This window comes from Parasedimentitalea maritima, assembly GCF_005771405.1.
GTDB classification, from domain to species: Bacteria; Pseudomonadota; Alphaproteobacteria; order Rhodobacterales; family Rhodobacteraceae; genus Parasedimentitalea; species Parasedimentitalea maritima.
Genome location: NZ_VAUA01000006.1, coordinates 276692 through 294109, shown reverse-complemented (window position 1 = coordinate 294109; position 17418 = coordinate 276692). Strand labels below are relative to the sequence as shown.

At 54.4% G+C, this 17418-nt stretch carries 16 protein-coding genes and 1 pseudogene; 4 read left to right on the top strand and 13 right to left on the bottom strand.

The window, feature by feature from the left end; translation table 11 throughout:
• Window positions 1-61: 61 nt before the first annotated feature.
• A complete protein-coding gene (locus FEE96_RS13780; protein WP_138163689.1) occupies window positions 62-667 on the bottom strand; it encodes a CDP-alcohol phosphatidyltransferase family protein in 606 nt (201 codons plus the stop codon).
• Between the two features lie 282 nt (window positions 668-949).
• Between FEE96_RS13780 and FEE96_RS13775 the strand changes: the two genes are divergently transcribed.
• Complete coding sequence (locus FEE96_RS13775; protein WP_138163687.1) at window positions 950-2353, top strand: MATE family efflux transporter; 1404 nt, start codon at window positions 950-952, stop codon at window positions 2351-2353.
• 63 nt (window positions 2354-2416) lie between these two features.
• Here the strand turns inward: FEE96_RS13775 and FEE96_RS13770 are convergent, their stop codons facing one another.
• Together FEE96_RS13770 and FEE96_RS13765 are read right to left on the bottom strand one after the other, a co-directional pair.
• Complete coding sequence (locus tag FEE96_RS13770) at window positions 2417-3652, bottom strand: HlyD family secretion protein (RefSeq protein WP_138163686.1); 1236 nt, start codon at window positions 3650-3652, stop codon at window positions 2417-2419.
• On the bottom strand, window positions 3645-4094 hold the full coding sequence (locus FEE96_RS13765) for a hypothetical protein (protein ID WP_212744770.1): 450 nt from the start codon (window positions 4092-4094) through the stop codon (window positions 3645-3647). Before FEE96_RS13765 ends, FEE96_RS13770 begins: the two co-directional genes overlap by 8 nt.
• A gap of 203 nt (window positions 4095-4297) precedes the next feature.
• On the opposite strand from FEE96_RS13765, the gene FEE96_RS13760 reads away from it, so the two are divergent.
• The 3 genes from FEE96_RS13760 (at window position 4298) to FEE96_RS13750 (ending at window position 6474) form a co-directional block, all read left to right on the top strand.
• Complete coding sequence (locus FEE96_RS13760) at window positions 4298-5374, top strand: NAD(P)/FAD-dependent oxidoreductase (RefSeq protein ID WP_138163685.1); 1077 nt, start codon at window positions 4298-4300, stop codon at window positions 5372-5374.
• On the top strand, window positions 5374-6024 hold the full coding sequence (locus FEE96_RS13755) for a DUF938 domain-containing protein (protein ID WP_138163683.1): 651 nt from the start codon (window positions 5374-5376) through the stop codon (window positions 6022-6024). The genes FEE96_RS13760 and FEE96_RS13755 overlap by 1 nt, the downstream gene beginning before the upstream one ends.
• Before the next feature lie 114 nt (window positions 6025-6138).
• Complete coding sequence (locus FEE96_RS13750) at window positions 6139-6474, top strand: carboxymuconolactone decarboxylase family protein (RefSeq protein WP_138163681.1); 336 nt, start codon at window positions 6139-6141, stop codon at window positions 6472-6474.
• 81 nt (window positions 6475-6555) lie between these two features.
• Here the strand turns inward: FEE96_RS13750 and FEE96_RS13745 are convergent, their stop codons facing one another.
• The 10 genes and pseudogenes from FEE96_RS13745 to thpR all read right to left on the bottom strand — a co-directional run bounded on the left by FEE96_RS13745 (window position 6556) and on the right by thpR (window position 17405).
• Window positions 6556-7182 (bottom strand): class I SAM-dependent methyltransferase, encoded by a 627-nt coding sequence (locus FEE96_RS13745; protein ID WP_138163679.1) that lies wholly within the window; start codon window positions 7180-7182, stop codon window positions 6556-6558.
• A 10-nt stretch (window positions 7183-7192) separates the two neighbouring features.
• Complete coding sequence (gene pssA / locus FEE96_RS13740; RefSeq protein ID WP_138163677.1) at window positions 7193-7939, bottom strand: CDP-diacylglycerol--serine O-phosphatidyltransferase; 747 nt, start codon at window positions 7937-7939, stop codon at window positions 7193-7195.
• Window positions 7940-7942: 3 nt separating this feature from the next.
• Window positions 7943-8635: a phosphatidylserine decarboxylase gene (locus tag FEE96_RS13735; RefSeq protein WP_138163676.1), complete on the bottom strand. Its 693-nt coding sequence runs from the start codon at window positions 8633-8635 to the stop codon at window positions 7943-7945.
• Between the two features lie 274 nt (window positions 8636-8909).
• Window positions 8910-9439: pseudogene (locus tag FEE96_RS24115) on the bottom strand (SMI1/KNR4 family protein).
• Between the two features lie 354 nt (window positions 9440-9793).
• Window positions 9794-12292, bottom strand: coding sequence for a GcvT family protein (locus tag FEE96_RS13725; RefSeq protein ID WP_138163673.1), 2499 nt, complete (start codon window positions 12290-12292; stop codon window positions 9794-9796).
• Window positions 12293-12524: 232 nt separating this feature from the next.
• The gene (locus FEE96_RS13720; RefSeq protein WP_138163672.1) at window positions 12525-12905 is read right to left on the bottom strand and encodes a hypothetical protein; all 381 of its coding nucleotides are present in this window, start codon (window positions 12903-12905) and stop codon (window positions 12525-12527) included.
• 116 nt (window positions 12906-13021) lie between these two features.
• The gene (locus FEE96_RS13715; protein WP_138163670.1) at window positions 13022-13285 is read right to left on the bottom strand and encodes a hypothetical protein; all 264 of its coding nucleotides are present in this window, start codon (window positions 13283-13285) and stop codon (window positions 13022-13024) included.
• A 125-nt stretch (window positions 13286-13410) separates the two neighbouring features.
• Window positions 13411-14814: an FAD-binding oxidoreductase gene (locus FEE96_RS13710; protein WP_138163669.1), complete on the bottom strand. Its 1404-nt coding sequence runs from the start codon at window positions 14812-14814 to the stop codon at window positions 13411-13413.
• 155 nt (window positions 14815-14969) lie between these two features.
• Entirely contained in the window at window positions 14970-16754 is a 1785-nt protein-coding gene (gene ggt / locus FEE96_RS13705) for a gamma-glutamyltransferase (protein ID WP_138163667.1), read from the bottom strand.
• A 99-nt stretch (window positions 16755-16853) separates the two neighbouring features.
• Complete coding sequence (gene thpR / locus FEE96_RS13700; RefSeq protein ID WP_138163666.1) at window positions 16854-17405, bottom strand: RNA 2',3'-cyclic phosphodiesterase; 552 nt, start codon at window positions 17403-17405, stop codon at window positions 16854-16856.
• Window positions 17406-17418 lie beyond the last annotated feature (13 nt).

The window sequence follows — 17418 nt, the reverse complement described above, 5'->3', positions numbered from 1 at the left end:
GCGATTTTGGTTTCAGTCAGTGTGACTTTGCAGAAGCATTCTCAAACCTGACACTAAGTTTCTAGCTAAACACCCGCCATGCCAGCCAAACCCGCACAGCAGCGGTCACAAGACACAACGTGCCAAACACCCAGGCCAGTGGCGCAAAAGCAACCGGCCAAAGGCACAGCAATACAAAAAATCCTATGGTTTCAGCCCCTTCCAGTAGTCCGCCCACATAATACAGCGTTTTTACTCCCTGTGCTTGTGTGGTCATCTTGCGCTTCTCAGCCAGTATCGCGTAGCCCAGAAAACTGGTACCGCTGACATAGAAACTGGCCAACAGGAATGCCCCAGCAACACCATTGGATGCGGGATCTGCCAGTACAAATCCCAGAGGAACAGCTCCGTAAACGGCAAAGTCGCAGGAGATGTCCAGCAAGCCACCAAAGTCGCTGGGCTGACTGGCCCGGGCCACCGCACCGTCCAATCCGTCTGCCAGACGCGACAACAACAGAGGCAGCAATGCCCAGCCCGGCGCACCCAGAGCAATCAAGAGTGCCGCGGTCAGGCCCAGCGCCAGCCCCAGCAAAGTGACCTGATTGGCACTGATCCCAAAGTGGGCCAGTTTGCGGCCCTGTGCATTCAGCAGCGGGTCGATGAAGAGGCGAATACGAGCGTCTAACATGCCCCCTATTACCGCCTGCCACGCCCAGATCACCAGTCACAATATGCGGAGCCTGTAATGTGATCCTGTGACAACAGGGCAAGACCAAGATCGAAACTCGCAATCTTGACAGGCATTCCCTAATCCCGCATCACAGGCGCACAGGGTTTGAGCCCCTGCCGTTCGCGGGATTTTCCTTGGTGAAGCCTCAAGCAGAGATATCTGACTTCCGTTTTTTTGCGGTTTGTTGGTAATGCGAGCCCCAGCCTGAAATCCGCATCCGAACACAAAACGAGGTTTTTGATGTCTAATACTGAACGCCCTGCGCATGGCGCGGGACAGGTCGCCGACACCCGGCACCCTGACAATATCTATTTGTCTGGCCCTATCATGACGCTCTTCCTTAAAACGGCGTTGCCTATTGTACTGGTGATGCTGGTGAACGGTTTGTTCACCGTTGTTGATGCCTATTTTCTGGGCATCTACGTCGGCACCGATGCTGTGGTGGCCGTCACACTCATGTTCCCACTCTATATGATGCTGATTGCACTTTCGACATTGGTTTCAAACGGTTTTTCATCGGTCTATGCGCGCCAGACAGGTGCTGGCAATATCACCACGGCGCAGGCAGTATTTACCAGCGCCATACAACTTTCGATGCTGGTTTGTGCGATCCTTATCATTGGCTTTGCACTGCTCGGTGGGCAGTTGTCGATCTGGGTGGCAAACGGATCTGAGGTACTGGCGAATTTGGGATGGGGTTACATGGCAATCCTGATTTTCTGCTCACCACTGGTGTTTGTGCTGGCCATCAACATCGACGCGCTCCGCGCCGAAGGTCTGTTGCCTGCCATGACCTTTATCACCCTGCTGTCGGCTATCCTGAACATCGTGTTTGACTGGCTGTTTGTGGTCCAAATCCAATGGGGGGTGAATGGGTCGGCCTATGGTACAGTCTTGTCACAGATCTGCGCCATGGCGGCAATTCTTCTGTATCGGCATCGTTCAAACAGCGGTCAGAACAGTTTTACATTCACGCCGATCACCCAGTACTGGCGTGAATTGCTAGCCTTAGGCGCGCCCTCCAGCCTTGGTTACATCGGGCTGTCACTTTCAGCAGGCGTCACCCTGTTTGGTCTTCAGGTCTGGGCTGGAGATCACTTTGAACCTACCAGCGGGGCCTTTGGTATCATGACGCGTCTGATGACCTTTACCTTCCTGCCTTTGCTGGGGCTCAGTCTGGCGTTCCAAACCATCGTCGGCAACAACTATGGTGCCAGACAGACCGAGCGTGCGCATAAAGCAACGTTTATTTCTGTGACCGTTGCCTTTGGATATTGCGCATTGGTGCAGTTTGCCTTTGTCCTTACCGCTCCTTGGTTGGGCGGCGTGTTCATCAATGATATGCTTATCCAGCAAGAGCTGGCACGCATTCTGCCCATTGGGACCCTGACCCTGTTCCTGTTTGGGCCTTTAATGATGATTGCTGGGTATTTTCAGGCCGTGGGTGATGCTGCGCGCGCTGCTATTTTGGGGCTGTCGCGCACCTATCTGTTTGCCATCCCGCTTACCTTTGCCTTGCCCTTTGTCATTGGCGAGCCCGGCATCTGGTACGCCGGCGTTGTGGCCGAGATAATGGTTCTTGCGGTGACAGTGGTTGTCCTGTTGCAATTGCGTTCCACACCTCAGACCAGCCCAACAACCTAAAACAAAACAGGCCCGGAGCAATTCCGGGCCTGCTTCAGTCTATTTCAGTCTATTTCAGCAAAATCAGTGTCCCGAGAACACCAGTGTCTGCACCGGCAGCATCAACATTTGGATCCTCAGTAACAAGGCATGCACAATGCCAACCGTATCGACCATATGCAGGAATAGCCACTCACCCGTGCCCAGGTCCGGGTTATCCAACAGGTGGTGGTTGTTTGTATAGGCATTGGCCAGACAGGTACTGCCCGGTGGGATATCATCAGCCTGCCCTTCGTAGACGGGTTCCAAGAACACTGTAAGCGTGCCCGGGCGGCCATTATCCTGGACATCGCGCAGAACATCCGAAGGCCGCATCTGACCTGCGGAAATCACATCCTGTATCCCGACAACAACCATTGGAATGATCGTGAACGGCTTGGACAAACAGCCCATCTCTGCGTACATTCCCGGCTTGATCACATTCGCGGTCAATTGCCCAAACCCGGCTGCAAAACGCTCCCGATCTACAAATTCGGTTGGCACCAGAATACCTGCAGGACGCAAGATCGGATTGATGTAATCGCCCTCTTGCAGCTCGAACTGTTCAACACGACCCGGAACGCTGGCTTTGACAACAGTTTTAGCCAGCTCCGCTTCGGCCTGTTTCAACGCTGCTTCGGCGCTTGCCATCTGCGCAGGGATCAGAACCGATATTTTTTCCTCAACCGATGATTTATTCGCTTCGGCAGCGTCCAGTTCTGCTTCGCGCTTGTTAACCAGGTTTTCCAGTCTCTCAATCTCAGTTTCGCGAACAGCACTGGAGCCGCGCTCACGCAGGGTCAGATTGCGCTCAAGATCGTCTCGAGCCTGCTGCAGGGCCGCCTGTACCTGTCCAACACCTGCATCTGCTGCTGCCAAATCGGTGGCAGCAACCGAAAGAGATGCAACCGTTTCGTTCACCTTTGCCTCGGCAGTGGCAACAGCTGCGGCTTGGCTGGCATCGTCGAGGCGAAAAATTATGTCGCCCGCCTCTACTAGCGCATTATTGTCTTGTAGCACTTCAATCACCCGACCACTGGTCTCAGGCAGAATAGTTACCGTACGAAAGAACGACCCAACTTTGGTGGTTGCCGGGTGGTAGTAGAAAATCGTGGTGATCAAAGAGATTGTCAGGATCGCACAGGCGGTAATTCCCCAACGCAATTCATACCAAACCGAAAACAGGTTTATCTCTTCGCCAATCCGCTTGCCCTGTGCGTAACGTCGAAAAAGGAAGTCTGGGAGAACGGTCAGCATGGAACAAAAAAGTAGCTCAAGCATGGGTCTCTCCTTCAGTTTGCCGGACCGGGGCCTCTACTGCCTCTAGGGTTTCAACAGGTTGTTGGGGCTGAGGTTGAGCTGGAGCCTGATCACGTTGTTTCAGATAGTCGAGTGAACTGGCTATCGATTGTAACGGCGTAAGAAAATCTGGCATTCGGAAAGCTGCCACCAGCAACGCGATCACCCAGAAAATGTTGTTGTGTGTAAACAGTGCCAGCAGGGCCAGAATACCAATCACCTGCATTTGCGTGTGGTTATCCTCATGCGCCATGTGCTCGGGGATCGCGTGCAGTTTGAAATAGAAAGACCCAATCAAGAGCACCAGCAGGATCGTAAAGACCACCATCCCGGTGAACAGTGGGTCGCTGCCATCGGCGCCTGGCAGATAGCCCGGAATATGTCCTGTCGCCATGGCATGGGTATTAGCAGTGGATGTGGACACGGCTTTTCCTCCAGAAAATTAAAATGTTTAACTATCTCTTTGCCCCATACTGACACTGGAAGAGATTGAAAACCAAGTTATTATTGCACGGCTCAGCCGACCTCTTTTCCGCTTTCCCCCGGTATTGCGACCATGCAATGGTCTGCAACAAACGCCCTCATTACCGCGACGGCAATCCAAAAGCTGAAACACGGGACCATTTAATGGCTGATTTTATCGTTATTGGCGGCGGCATCGCAGGTGTCAGCGCCGCCGCTCAGCTGTCTAAACTCGGCACTGTTACCGTTTTGGAAATGGAAGACGCGCTTGGCTACCATGCTTCTGGTCGTTCGGCAGCATTGTTTGAGCCAAACTATGGAAATACATCAACCGTTGCTCTGAGCCGTGCCAGTGCGGACCACTTTTGCCACGCAAATGGTGGCTATCTGACCCCGCGCGGCCTGATGCTACTGGCCACCGCGGATCAGACGAAACAATTTGCCACCGATCTGAAAGAATTGGACTTACAGGAAATCAGCCTTGACGATGCGATCAACCGCGTGCCGATCCTAAACCACAAAACAGTCGCTGCTGCTGCCTTTCATGATATAGCGTTGGACATCGATACCGATCGGTTGATCCAGGATTTTGCGAGGATGATACGGGCGAACGGAGGAACGACGCAGACCAAGACCGTCGTGACATCTATCACATCAACAGATGACGGCTGGCAAGTTTCCGCGGGTGAAAAAACCTACCAGGCCAAGGTTCTGATTAACGCAGCGGGAGCCTGGGTTGATCAAATTGCCGAACTGGCCGGGGTTGCCCCAATTGGCATTCAACCTCTTCGTCGTTCTATGGCGCAGCTGCCCGCCCCCGATGGGCATGACGTATCCTCTTGGCCAATGATGTTGGGCGCTGGCGAGGGATGGTACGCAAAGCCAGAGGCGGGCAAGCTGTTGGTTTCCCCTGCAGATACCGACCTAATGACGCCACATGATGCCTTTGCCGATGATATGGTCTTAGCAGAAGGTTTGGCGCGCTATGAGGAAATGGTTTCCGCACCGGTCACACGAGTGGAAAACAACTGGGCCGGGCTGCGTAGCTTTTCGCCTGACAAGGCACTGGTATTGGGCCCTGATCCAACTGTCTCCAACTTTTTCTGGTGCGCTGCACAGGGTGGGTTTGGCTTCCAAACCGCCCCAGCCGCCGGCCGATTGCTGGCTGATTTGGTTGCCGGACGAAAACCAGAGCTGGACACAGGTGTCCTGGCACAACTTTCTCCTGAAAGGTTTCATTGATGGTCGTTCGTTCTGTTCCCGGCTCAGCTTCGGTTGCCACTCCAGACGACGGAGGCAAACTGTTCGCGCCCTCTGCCGCCCGCAATCTGCGACCCCTGTGTGACCTGCTGACTGAGGTCGCAGCAAAGCAAGGCCGGGCACTCGAAATCGCCAGTGGTACAGGCCAGCATGTGGTGGGCTATGCCGCCTGTCTGCCAGGCCTTAGTTGGCAGCCCACCGAAGTTGAGGCGGCCCGCCGTGCAAGCATTGATGTCCATGTCGCTGAAACGACGCTCACCAATGTACTGCCTGCTCTTGAGTTGGATGCCACTGTGCCCGGTTGGGGCACTGATTTGGTCGACCAGAATTTGATTATGCTGAGCAACCTGTTGCATTTGATCAGCGAGATCGAAGCGCGCATTTTAATTTCTGAGGCAGCCAAAGCCCTGGCCGCTGGCGGCCGACTGGTGATCTACGGCCCCTTTCTGCGCAGTGACGAACTGACCAACGACAACGATGCCGCCTTTCACGCCTCGTTGATCGCGCATGATCCGGCAACTGGGTACAAGGATGATTTTGACACCATGGATTGGCTGCAAGAGGCTGGCCTGGAAATGGTCGATATGATCGAGATGCCGGCCAATAATCTGGCCCTGATTGCGCAGAAATAGCGTCCGCTCCTTGGGCCATCTCCATTAAATCCAGAGACTGACCTAGATCAAAGTTCTGTACGGCCTCCTTCATTACACATTCTGTAAATCAGATATGTAAAGAAGGAAAACACCATGAGTTATCGCGATAAGCTAAGTGACACCCGCAAAGGGCTACGCAACTTGAACAGCGCCATACCCGAAGCGGCGCAGGCATTTGGCGGGCTAAGCAAAGCCGTAAAACAGGGCGGTGTTCTGGACTTCAAAACTAAAGAATTTATCGCCCTTGGCATCGCTATCGCCGGACGCTGCGAAGACTGCATTGGCTTACATGTCGAAGCGCTGGTCAAGGCCGGTGCCACCCGTGCCGAAGTTGCAGATGTATTGGCAATGTCCATCCAAATGGGTGGTGGCCCGGCAATGATGTATGCCGCAAGGGCGATGACCTGCTTCGACGAGCTGACAAGTTAGAGAACAGCAGTATCTCTGCTTACCCCGAAACTCTACGGGAGTGGTGGTCAAGAATTTCAGGAAATTTCTCAGGCGGCGTTCTTACGCTGCCTTGGATTTTTCCAGCACAAGAAATGTCATCATGCCCATGGGCGGTAGAGTTGTCTTTTCGACCACAGAGAGGGTTGGCTCACCCAAAACTGTGCTGACTTCAAAGTCAGAGTGCCAACCCAGCAGATTGGAGAACGGCGCCGATATCCGCTCAACCGCAGCCAGAAAGCCCTTATCGCGGGCAAAATGGTTGGTGATGACGATATGACCTCCAGGTTTGCAAACCCGCGCCATCTCAGCCACTACGCGCTCTGGCTCTGGCACAACTGAAACAATGTGCATGGCTGCAACGGTGTCAAAATGGTTGTCAGGAAAATCAAGATCCCGTGCATCCATCTGCCGAAGGCTTTCGACATGGTTCAGGTCTTTCTTGCGCACCTTTTTGCGCGCCTTTTCCAACATGTCATCACTGAAATCGATACCCGTGACGTTCAATTTTGGATCATAGAATGGCAGTGCCAATCCGGTTCCCACCCCCACTTCAAGCACCTTGCCCGCGCTGCGCCCGTTGACGTAGGCAACAGAGCGACGGCGACCAACATTGGTGATCGCGCCAAACGTTTTGTCATAAACCGGTGCCCACCTCGCATAAGAGGTCTTCACAGCGTTGATGTCCATGGGTCTACCTTTATTTGGCCTTGGTCCTGCCCGAGCGGCGCAGCGCCCAGACAATACCGACAATGTAAACAATATTCAGAAGTACAAGCGTCGCCCAGAGATAGGTGAGCAACGCCGCTGCAAGCAACACAGCACCAAGCACAAAGAACTTGGCCTGATCACGCATAATCGCCATATTTTTGAACGAATAAGTCGGAATGTGGCTGATCATCAATAGACCAACCAAAACTGTGAACAGAGCCACGACGAGTGGTGGAATCTGCGGTATTTCCGGAAACAAAAACGAAATGAACATCGGTAGCATCACCAGAAATGCACCAGCCGGTGACGGAACACCGACAAAATATGAGGGATCCGTTTCTTCGTCGTCAGATTTGCTAGACACGTTGAACCGCGCCAGACGCAGCACACAACACATGGCGTAGGCAAGCACCGCAATCCAACCTGCGCGGCTCATCTCTTGCAGGCCCCAAGCATAAAGGATCAGTGCAGGTGCGACGCCAAAGTTCAAAAAATCGGCAAGCGAATCCAGTTCAGCCCCGATTTTTGACTGAGCCTTGAGCAGCCGCGCCAGACGGCCATCAAATCCATCCAGAACACAGGCCAGTAAGATCAGGTAAACCGCCCGTTCAAAATCCCCTTCAAAGCCAAACCTAATAGCTGTCAATCCGGCACAGATGGCCGCAAAAGTCAGAAGGTTGGGCAAGAGGTGGACAATTGGAACGTCCGTCTTTGGGGTATGTGATCGGTCGGCCATGTGTCAGACTGTCCGCGCTACACGGGCAGTTTCCTCTGACGTGAAATCTGCCAAAACGGTTTCGCCGGCAACCATAGTTTGACCCAAGCTCACCAAGGGCTCGACGCCCTCTGGCAGATACACATCCAGACGGGAACCAAAGCGGATCAAACCAAAGCGTTCACCCGTCTGCATTTGCTGGCCTTTACTGACAAAGCAGACAATTCGCCGCGCAACCAGCCCAGCAATTTGGACCACAGCGATCTGACGGCCATCTGCCATTTCGATACAAAGGCTGTTGCGTTCGTTGTCGACACTGGCCTTATCCATCGAGGCATTCAGGAATTTACCGGGACGATAGGCAATAGCTGCTACTTTACCGGCAATTGGTGTCCGGTTCACATGGCAGTTAAAGACACTCATGAACACGCTGACACGGGTAAGTGCCCTGTCTTCCATCCCCAGTTCTGCAGGGGGAACGGCCTTTTCAATCAGCGAAACAATGCCATCCGCAGGGCTGACCAACAACCCTTCACGGGTTGGGGTGGAACGTTTGGGGTCGCGGAAAAAATAATAACACCAAACGGTCAGACCAACGCCAATCCAACCCAAGAATTCCGCCAACAGGAACAATACAAATGTGATCGCTGCGAAAATGGCGACGAATTTGCGGCCTTCGGGGTGCATCGGTTTAATAAATGTATCGCGCATCCGCATGGAGCATGTCGCCTTTTGGTAAAGGATAGTCGCTTTTTGCCCGATCTCGTAGAAAGGTACAACACGATTATCCAGATTGTGCGCAGCCAGTGGCCACGCGCTTGTTTTTGTTAACTCCGTTTACGCGGCGCCGCGACAAACAGCAAAGTATTTTGGTTGAAAGTTGGATCATCCGCGAACAGCGTTTGCGCCACGCGATACACCTCACAACAAGCCTGCTCAAATCCGTGGCCGTCAATTCACTGAGTGCAAGATTTGGCGCACTGGTTGCGCACTAGTCCAACTCAAAACACTCTTCATTCGTTAGCCCACGGATGAAACTTTCGAAATCTGGCGCCACTGGTGTAATGCGATAATTATCTTCTTGATCCACATGTACAACCGAAGGCTCTTCCCCCGAACTGAGACCTCTATAGTCCAAGCAAAGCATATCATGGCCCCCAGAGGGACAATTGGCGAAATAGACTCCAATTTGAGGATACCCCACTCCCTGTTCAAGAACCCATTATCAAATTTGCCACAAAGAGAGTATGTTGGGGTTCGATCAATCGAGTAAATCCCAGATATAGCAACATGATCTTCCGCCCACGAAGTTGCTACTTTAGTAGCGTGGCAAGTGTTGCGTGGAATGCCACCATTTTGAAATCTCATCAATTCCACATAGCTTTTGGGCAGTATATACCCAAGCTCACGTTGAACCGACGAGACCAAGTCTTTATTCAAGGAAACGCCAACGTATTCCTTGCGTTCATATTCACTTCCGGACCAAAACTCAGAAACGTCAAAATTGCCAAAAACTATCATACGGTTTCCCAATAAAATGCTATTTCGACATTATTTTAAGATTGCACTCAATCTACTACAAGTATTCTGGCGCACCAAATTGACCAAGGGAACGCGGACCGTAAGTAAATAACATAGCCAGTCAGTTTCTTACCCAGCCAGGCACTGCCCGAAAAACACCGGCAACGTTTTCACACCCAACTGGCCAAAAGGGTAAAGGGCCTTGCGCCGCGCGATGCGCGTCGCAACATGCCAAGCAGGCCGCGCCTTTGGCGCGGCCTGCTTGGCCCAACGGGAACCTTCAGATTTCATATCTGAATAGTGACGGGCGGGAGACCTGGTTCGCAGCTCCCCACCCGTCTCAAAGGACTATAATCAGCCCGTCACCCGGATAGCTTCATTTTTCGGATCATAAGGGCTGTCTACTGTCACTTCGGCATCCCATAGTTGGTCCATGATTTTGACCTTCAGCTTGGTGCCTGGCACCGCCAGTTCGGGTTTAACGTAACCCATACCGATGCTTTTCTCGAACGCCACCGAATAGCCGCCCGAGGTCAGACGCCCAACGCGCTCGCCTTCTGGCGTATACAGCACTTCTCGGCCCCAAGGGTCGGCATCTGCCGGGCCGTCGATCAGCAGTGTACAGCATTTGACCCGCACGCCGGTTTCAACCATGGCATCCTTGCCATGGAAGTCCTTGGACAGATCAATAAAACGCGGCAGGTCGGCCTCGGCCGGTGTCGCATCGCGGCCCAGCTCGGTGCCAAAGGCGCGATATGACTTCTCAAGACGCAGCCAGTTTTGGGCGCGGCCACCAACCAGTTTCATACCGTGCTTTTCACCGGCTTTTTCCAGCAGATCAAACAGATAGTTCTGCATCTCGATCGGGTGGTGCAGCTCCCAGCCCAGTTCACCGGTGTAAGCTACGCGGATCGCATTCACCGGACACATGCCCAGTTCGATCTGACGGGCCGACAGCCATGGGAAGCGTTTGTTGGACAGGGCTGTGTCTGGATCAGCGTCGACGATCACCTCTTTCAGCACGTCACGCGACTTGGGGCCAGCGATGGCAAAGACGCCCCATTGGGTGGTGACATCCTGGATCTCGAGATAGCCGAACTCCTCCATCTTGTCTTGGGCGGCCTTGCGCAGGAAGTCAGCGTCATATTCTGTCCAGGCACCGGCAGAGACGAGGTAGTAGTCATTCTCACCATTGCGCACGATTGTGTATTCGGTGCGGGTGGTCCCGGCCGAGGTCAGCGCATAGGTCAGGTTGATGCGGCCAATTTTTGGCAGTTTATTGCAGGTGAACCAGTCCAGGAACTGGGTGGCACCGGGGCCTTTGACGACGTGTTTGGTGAACGCGGTTGCGTCGACCAGGCCGACACCTTCGCGGATTGCTTTGGCCTCGTCCACGGCGTACTTCCACCAACCACCACGGCGGAAGCTGCGCGCCTTTTCGTCATCAAATCCAACCGGGGCGTAATAGTTCGGGCGTTCCCAGCCGTTGACCCAACCAAATTGCGCGCCGCGCTCCTTTTGACGGTCATAGGCCGGCGAGGTGCGCAGGCCACGGGCCGCCGGGCGCTCTTCGTCCGGGTGGTGCAGAATGTAGACATGCTCGTAGCATTCTTCGTTCTTGCGCGCGGCAAACTCGGTGGTCATCCAGTTCGACGAGTAACGCTTGGGGTCAAGCGAGGCCATGTCGATCTCGGCTTCGCCGTCGACCATCATCTGCGCCAGATAGTAGCCAGTGCCGCCAGCGGCGGTAATACCAAACGAGAAACCTTCGGCCAGCCACATGTTGCGCAGGCCCGGTGCGGGGCCGACCAGCGGGTTACCGTCCGGCGTGTAGCAAATCGGGCCGTTGAAATCGTCCTTGAGGCCGGACTCGGCGCAGGACGGAACCCGCTCGGTCATTGCCATATACTGTTCAGCGATCCGGTCCAGATCCAGCGGGAACAGATCAGCGCGGAAACTGTCTGGCACGCCGTGTTCAAACCGTGCAGGGGCGCCGTGTTCATAGATGCCCAAAATCCAGCCGCCGCGTTCTTCACGAGCATAGGATTCAGAGTCGGCATCGCGAACCACTGGGTGCTCGGGGTTGCCCTCTTCGCGCCATTTCACCAGCTCAGGGTCTTTGTCCATGACGATGAAGGTGTGTTCGACCGGGATCGCGGGCATCTTGATACCCAGCATCTTAGCGGTGCGCTGAGCGTGGTTGCCCGATGCGGTGACGACGTGTTCGGCCGTGATCACGAACTGTTCGTCGCTGGGCACCAGGTTGCCGCCCTTTTCGACCATCTTGGTGCAGGTGACTTCCCAATGAGTGCCGGTCCAGTGAAAGGCATCAGCCTGGACCTTGCGCTGAATGTCGACACCGCGTTGACGCGCGCCCTTGGCCATCGCCATGGTCACGTCAGCCGGGTTAATATAGCCATCCTCGGTGTGATAGATCGCCCCCTTCAGATCGTCGGTGCGGATCAGCGGCCAACGTTCCTTGATCTGATCAGCAGTCAGCCACTCGTAATCTACCCCGCAGGTTTCAGCGGTCGAGGCATAGAGCTTGAATTCGTCCATACGCGCGTCGGTCTGTGCCATGCGTAGGTTACCAACCACGGCAAACCCGGCGTTCAAGCCAGTTTCTTCCTCAAGCGATTTGTAGAAATCGACCGAGTATTTGTGGATGTGTGTTGTCGCATAGGACATGTTGAACAGCGGCAGCAGGCCTGCGGCGTGCCAGGTCGAGCCCGAGGTCAGCTCATCGCGTTCGATCAGCATAACGTCGTCCCAGCCTGCTTTGGCCAGGTGGTAGGCAATCGAGGTTCCGACGGCACCACCGCCGACGACCAGTGCTTTGACTTGGGTTTTCATGGGGCCGCTCTCCGACAAATATGACTCGCTTTGATACGGTTATGCCCATGCCAAAGGGCACAGGCCAAATCCAGCCGACGCAAAAACTGGCAAAACCGACCTCTCGAGCCATTCATCGGCATATTTTCCAGGGACGTGTAGGAATTGGAGTATTTTGGGCAAAAAGAAACCACAAGATTCTGTCGCACCTTTTGAACAAGAACCAGGTATTTTGGGGATCCGCAGTGGACCCTTAGCAGTTCAGGATAGTTCCGCGCCGGACACAGCCACCGGCAGAGGCGCGCGATGTGGGACGGGCCAACCCTTTGTTGACGCGGACACCGATCCTATCTTCACGCAGATCAGGATTGGTCATCACCTGCGGAATTGTTGGGTCGATAGGCTCTTCAGCGCTGACCAGGGACCAGCTCGTTGTCAGGTCGGCGATGGCGGTCAGGTTGATTGTTGGAACACCCTCAATTGCTTGGAACCGGTTGCTAAGCACTGCGCCATATTGCGCCACACCCATTTGACCAAAAGGGATCTGGGCCCGGCGTGACGACTGACCATAATCAGCGCCTAGAACGACGAGACCGCATGTCGCAGCGAAACAGATATTCTGAGCAATCGCCATCAGGATTCTCCATAAAGGCGCGGTAGTTAAAGGTTAATTTTAATTGCTCATAAAGCTGAGAACTCCGGCAATTTTACGGCACAGGCAAGGCAACTTTAATAGGATTTCAGTTGGCTCTATTGGCAGTTCGACGAAGTACCGCGGCGGATACAGACGGGTGTCGGCGGCGCATCACTGCCCAGCCCCCCCTGTTGGACCGCGCTCAAGCCTGAAGCCGTAGCCGCTGGAGTGTTATAGCGTGCCTGAACAATGGCACTATAGGCCTTCATGCTCAATTCACCGGGGCCGAGCCCGGCCTGTTGGCTCTGCATGTTGTAATCAACTACCACAACCACCTGCGTGCACACGGCGATGATCCCTAACGATTTACGCAACCCCATCTGCCTGCTCCTACAACAACACCCTGCATAGTCTGGTATAGGGTGAACTGGTGCAAAATTATGGCAGGTTAAAGCGGTCCATTTCGCACTACCTGAGCGATCAGGGCGCACTACGGGCTAGTCTCTTAATCGATCAGGATTTTGCCGGGGTTCAAGATATTATCAGGGTCCAACGCCGCCTTAATCGCGGCCATATAGCGAGTGGTCTCTCCCAATTCCACTTTGAGATAAGGCCGTTTACCCTGACCGATACCGTGTTCTCCCGTACAGGTGCCATCCATGGAAATCGCCAATTGATTCAGCCAAGCCACATAGTCATCCGCCCTTGCGCGCTCTTCGGCATTGTCCATATCTATCAAAAGCAACGCGTGGAAATTGCCGTCCCCGACATGCCCCACGATAGGTGCAATCAACCCTAAGGCATCTGCCTTTTCCTGAGCCGCACCAACGCATTCCGCCAATCGCGAGATTGGCACACAGACATCTGTCGAGATCCCCTTGGCGCCCGGGCGAATTTGCATACAGGCCCAATACATATCATGACGCGCCTGCCACAGTTTGTTTCGTTCTTCGGTAGAAGTGGTTGTGGCAGTGTCAAAGCCTCCAAATTCTTCGGCAATAGAACTGAACATCTCGGCCTGTTCTGCCACACCCGCCTCAGAGCCGTGGAATTCCATCAGTAGCAACGGCGTCTCTGGCAGCTCCAGTTTAGAATAGGCGTTGGCGGCCTTGACGCTAAGCTCATCCAGCAACTCAATCCGGGCAACCGGGATGCCGTATTGGATGGTCATCATCACCGCACGACAGGCGTCATCAACGGTGCGAAATGAACAGCGGGCGGAACTGACCGCCTCGGGAATGCCCTGCAATTTCAAGGTCAATTCAGTGATTAGACCCAGGGTCCCTTCGGAGCCTACCATAAGGCGGGTCATATCATACCCAGCCGAAGATTTCTTGGCCCGTTGCGCAGTGCGAATAATTTGGCCGTCGGCCATCACCACCTCCAACGCCAAAACATTGTCCTTCATGGTGCCGTAGCGCACCGCATTGGTGCCCGAGGCTCGGGTGGCAGCCATGCCGCCAAGGGATGCGTTGGCACCGGGATCAATTGGGAAGAACAGCCCCTGATCACGCAAGAAGGTATTGAGCTGTTCGCGGGTGACGCCTGGCTGCACCACAACATCCAGATCTTCTGCGTGCACCGCCAAAATTTGGTTCATTTGGGTTGTATCAACCGAAATACCGCCAGCCGGAGCGTTTACGTGCCCCTCAAGCGACGTGCCGGTGCCAAAGGGAATAATAGGCACGCCATACTCAGCGCAGCATTTTACAATCTGCGACACTTCGTTGGTATCTGCTGGAAACACCACTGCGTCCGGCATCTGGTTGTTAATCCAAGTGGTGGTGTGACCATGCTGCTCGCGGATGGCGTCACTGGTTTGCAAGCGGTCGCCGAACAGCTGCTTCAACACGCTGATGGCGGCTTTGATACCGGCTTCGTTGCGCGGCAATGAGATAGCTTGCGCCATGATCGGCTCCTAATTCTGTAATGAGGCCATGGTGTCACCTTGGCCCCGCAGGTACAATAGAACTCAGGATAGTTACCAAGTGCAACCAACTATTAAATCATGAGTGTCGTGCCCAGCCGATGGAAACTCCCCGACCGAACACAACAGTGTTATAATCAGTCGCCCAGCGCGATCCCTTCACGTCTTGGATCTGCAGCCCCTTGCAGACCATCACCAATTTCAATGGCGTGAAGTCCCGAATTGAGTGCGCGGAGTTTGACTTCGTAGCCCATGCCGATCAAGGCCTCCTCCTGAGCAGCGGCCTCGGTCCCCTCTTCCAAATCATAGGTGCCAAACCGGTTCACCGCATGTGGCAGTGCAATCGCCTGTTGCAAATCCATGCCCCAATCGGCCCAGGCAATGATCGACGTGGCGACATACCCAATGATCCGGCTGCCACCGGGTGAGCCGATGGCCAGCACAGGCTTACCCTCCTGCATCACAATTGTTGGGGCCATTGATGAGCGTGGGCGCTTGCCCGGTTCAATACGGTTGGCAATCGGCACCCCTTCACGATGGCTGCGGAATGAGAAATCGGTGAGTTCGTTGTTCAGCAAAAACCCATGCACCATCAAGCGCGAGCCAAAGGCGTTCTCAATCGTTGTCGTCATCGACAGCACGTTGCCGTACTGATCAACAATCGAGATATGCGAGGTTGACGGCAGCTCAATCGATTCGTCATCAGCCCAAAGCGCGTGGTCAAATTCAGGCGAACCTGGAGCCACCTCGGCCAATGCATCATCACCCGATAGTAAGGCGGCCCGTTGGGTCAGGTATTCAGCGTCCACCAGACCGTTGGTAGGCATTGGGACATAGTCACTGTCAGCCATGTACCGGCCCCGGTCGGCAAACGCGAGCCGCGAAGCATCTCCGATCAGCCGCCAGCTTTCCGGGTTGTCAGCGCCCAATGTGGCCAGATCATATTGACCAACCATGCCCAAAATTTGCCCAACTGTCAGAGCCCCAGAGGAAGGTGGGCCCATGCCGCAGACCTCAAAAGACCGGTAAGCTGCACAGACTGGTGCGCGCTCCTTGACCTTATACAATGCCATGTCCATTGACGATAAAACGCCGGGATTGCCAGGAGCATGGGTCACTGCGCCGACCATTTCATCCGCGATACGCCCAAAATAGAAGCCTTCGGCGCCCTTGTCCGCCAAAACGCCGAGCGTATGTGCGTATTCTTCATTGGTCAGCACGTCACCAGCCTGTAATGGCATTCCGCCGGGAAGGAAGTAATCCGCAGTACGGGGAAATCGAGACAAGCGCTCGGCGTCCCGTTCGATCAACCCAGCAAGACGCGGTGACACGGTAAATCCATCTTTGGCCAGCTGCGTTCCTGCCTCGAACAGTGAAGACCACTCAGATCGCCCCCAGCGGCGGTGAGCTTCAGCCATCAATGCTGGCGTACCGGGAGTACCAACGGACCGTCCGCCTACAACCGCATCGAAAAATTTCAAAGGCTCTCCGTTTTCGTCCTGAAACAGGGTTGGCGTTGCGGCCAGAGGCGCGGTTTCACGGCCATCTAATGTTGTCAGTTTCCCGCTTGCAGCATCATACCAAACCAAAAAGGCTCCACCACCAAGACCCGAAGACTGCGGCTCAACCAGCCCCAACACGGTTTGCACCGCGACCATCGCATCAGCGGCAGATCCACCTGCGCGCAAAACTTCGGCTCCGGCCTCAACCGCGTGCGGGTTAGCAGCTGAAATCATCCAGTTGTCCGATTTGACCACCTGCCCAGCCAGTTTGGCCTCAAGGGAGGCTGCTACAGCAGGTGAAATAGCCTCAAAATCACCAGAGGTCGCCGCCTCGGGGGCTACGGCATCTGCCGCCTGCTGTGCAAAAGCTGGAAACACCAGTGTTGAGCTTGTCAGCAGCCCTAGAAATATCCGACGCATAATACCCTCCAAACAAATCAAACAACCGCAGCCTAGGGCTTTAACTGAGAAGACTGCAACACCTCATCGGTGTATGGGCCGCAACGTCCTGCGTGGGGATCAAGCCTGTCCTGCAAATTCATATTCGGCAAGCTGTTGGTGGAGTGCACCATCTTGGTGTAACTGGGATTCAAACAATGAAAATGTGTTCACTGGGAATGCCGGTAAGGTCAAAGATACATGATCGTTGATGAACTCGGCCAGTTGATCCGCGTCGCGCCAATGTACACCACGCCCAAATCGGGCCAGTGTCACATGTGGCTTATAACGCTCCCTCGCCAACACTATGCCAGCACGGTGCGCCGCACGGCGGGTTTGACGGTGCAGGTCCATCAGTGCGGTGTTGTCTGCAATACGTGCAAACAGGATTTTGGGTGCACCAGATCCAAAACTGCCCAACCCGTCAAAGCCCAATTCGAGCGGCGACATTCGCAGATCATGCAGTTCATAATGCAACTGCTCTAGTTGCTCCTCACTTTGATCATCCAGAAACGCCAAAGTAAGATGCAGGTTGTCCTCGGGCACCGGGCGACCGACTGGCAAGGCCATAGTCACCTGCATCAGTGCAGAGACAACAGGCTCAGGCAGATCGATCGCCAAAAAGGCACGCATTCCAGGATTTCAC

What these genes read in the sequence shown, in the direction of transcription:
- FEE96_RS13755 (WP_138163683.1), top strand. Translation starts at nt 5,374, where the DNA reads ATGGTCGTTCGTTCTGTTCCCGGCTCAGCTTCGGTTGCCACTCCAGAC.
- FEE96_RS13735 (WP_138163676.1), bottom strand. Translation starts at nt 8,635, where the DNA reads ATGCGGATGCGCGATACATTTATTAAACCGATGCACCCCGAAGGCCGC.
- FEE96_RS13725 (WP_138163673.1), bottom strand. Translation starts at nt 12,292, where the DNA reads ATGAAAACCCAAGTCAAAGCACTGGTCGTCGGCGGTGGTGCCGTCGGA.
- FEE96_RS13760 (WP_138163685.1), top strand. Translation starts at nt 4,298, where the DNA reads ATGGCTGATTTTATCGTTATTGGCGGCGGCATCGCAGGTGTCAGCGCC.
- ggt (WP_138163667.1), bottom strand. Translation starts at nt 16,754, where the DNA reads ATGCGTCGGATATTTCTAGGGCTGCTGACAAGCTCAACACTGGTGTTT.
- FEE96_RS13745 (WP_138163679.1), bottom strand. Translation starts at nt 7,182, where the DNA reads ATGGACATCAACGCTGTGAAGACCTCTTATGCGAGGTGGGCACCGGTT.
- FEE96_RS13720 (WP_138163672.1), bottom strand. Translation starts at nt 12,905, where the DNA reads ATGGCGATTGCTCAGAATATCTGTTTCGCTGCGACATGCGGTCTCGTC.
- FEE96_RS13780 (WP_138163689.1), bottom strand. Translation starts at nt 667, where the DNA reads ATGTTAGACGCTCGTATTCGCCTCTTCATCGACCCGCTGCTGAATGCA.
- thpR (WP_138163666.1), bottom strand. Translation starts at nt 17,405, where the DNA reads ATGCGTGCCTTTTTGGCGATCGATCTGCCTGAGCCTGTTGTCTCTGCA.
- FEE96_RS13750 (WP_138163681.1), top strand. Translation starts at nt 6,139, where the DNA reads ATGAGTTATCGCGATAAGCTAAGTGACACCCGCAAAGGGCTACGCAAC.
- FEE96_RS13715 (WP_138163670.1), bottom strand. Translation starts at nt 13,285, where the DNA reads ATGGGGTTGCGTAAATCGTTAGGGATCATCGCCGTGTGCACGCAGGTG.
- FEE96_RS13775 (WP_138163687.1), top strand. Translation starts at nt 950, where the DNA reads ATGTCTAATACTGAACGCCCTGCGCATGGCGCGGGACAGGTCGCCGAC.
- FEE96_RS13770 (WP_138163686.1), bottom strand. Translation starts at nt 3,652, where the DNA reads ATGCTTGAGCTACTTTTTTGTTCCATGCTGACCGTTCTCCCAGACTTC.
- pssA (WP_138163677.1), bottom strand. Translation starts at nt 7,939, where the DNA reads ATGGCCGACCGATCACATACCCCAAAGACGGACGTTCCAATTGTCCAC.
- FEE96_RS13710 (WP_138163669.1), bottom strand. Translation starts at nt 14,814, where the DNA reads ATGGCGCAAGCTATCTCATTGCCGCGCAACGAAGCCGGTATCAAAGCC.